Origin of the sequence: Mycobacterium kyorinense (genome assembly GCF_002101735.1) — a bacterium.
GTDB lineage: Bacteria > Actinomycetota > Actinomycetes > Mycobacteriales > Mycobacteriaceae > Mycobacterium > Mycobacterium kyorinense.
Map to the genome: position 1 here is coordinate 1 of NZ_LQPE01000048.1, position 1,078 is coordinate 1,078.

A 1,078-nucleotide genomic window follows, 5' to 3' on the forward strand; every position below is an offset into this window, starting at 1 on the left:
GTGCGCAACGTGATCGTTATCGGCTCCGGACCGGCCGGATACACCGCTGCTCTCTACACCGCGCGCGCGCAACTGGCGCCGCTGGTGTTCGAGGGCACGTCGTTCGGCGGCGCCCTGATGACAACCACCGATGTGGAGAACTACCCGGGTTTCCGCGACGGCATCACCGGGCCGGAGTTGATGGACCAGATGCGTGAGCAGGCGTTGCGGTTCGGCGCGGACCTGCGCATGGAGGATGTCGAATCGGTGTCGTTGGACGGCCCGGTGAAGTCGGTGGTGACCGCCGACGGCGAGACCCACCGGGCGCGGGCGGTCATCCTGGCGATGGGCGCGGCGGCGCGCTACCTGCACGTGCCCGGCGAGCAGGAGCTGCTGGGCCGGGGCGTCAGTTCCTGCGCCACCTGCGACGGGTTCTTCTTCCGTGACCAGGACATCGCCGTCATCGGCGGCGGCGACTCGGCGATGGAGGAAGCCACCTTCTTGACCCGCTTCGCCCGCAGCGTCACGATCGTGCACCGCCGCGAGGAGTTCCGCGCGTCGGCGATCATGCTGAACCGGGCCCGCAGCAACGAGAAGATCCGGTTCATCACCAACAGCGTGGTGGAGGCGGTCGAGGGCGACACCACGGTGACCGGACTGCGGCTGCGCGACACCACCACCGGCGCGCAAACCACCCTGGCCGTGACCGGGGTGTTCGTCGCGATCGGCCACGACCCCCGCTCGGAGTTGGTGCTCGGCGCAGTCGACCTCGACCCGGACGGCTACGTGCTGGTCCGGGGCAACACCACGCAGACCTCGCTCGAGGGCGTGTTCGCTGCCGGTGACCTGGTGGACCGCAGCTACCGCCAGGCGGTCACCGCCGCGGGCACCGGCTGCTCCGCGGCCATCGACGCCGAGCGTTGGCTGGCCGAGCACGCAGACAGCGCCGAGCCCGCCCCGGCAGAGGCCACCGGAACCACGATGATTGGAGCACCTCAATGACCGCCAACACCGGCACCCCCGTGGAAGTCTCTGACGCGACTTTCGCAACCGAGGTGTTGTCCAGCAATACGCCTGTGCTGGTTGACTTTTGGGCCAC

The 1,078-nt window shown here is 69.1% G+C and carries 1 protein-coding gene; it reads left to right on the forward strand.

Annotated elements, in window-relative coordinates:
• Positions 1-981, forward strand: a 981-nt coding sequence (gene trxB / locus AWC14_RS07915) for a thioredoxin-disulfide reductase (protein WP_249026309.1), incomplete at its 5' end; no start/stop codon positions are given.
• Positions 982-1,078: the final 97 nt, after the last annotated feature.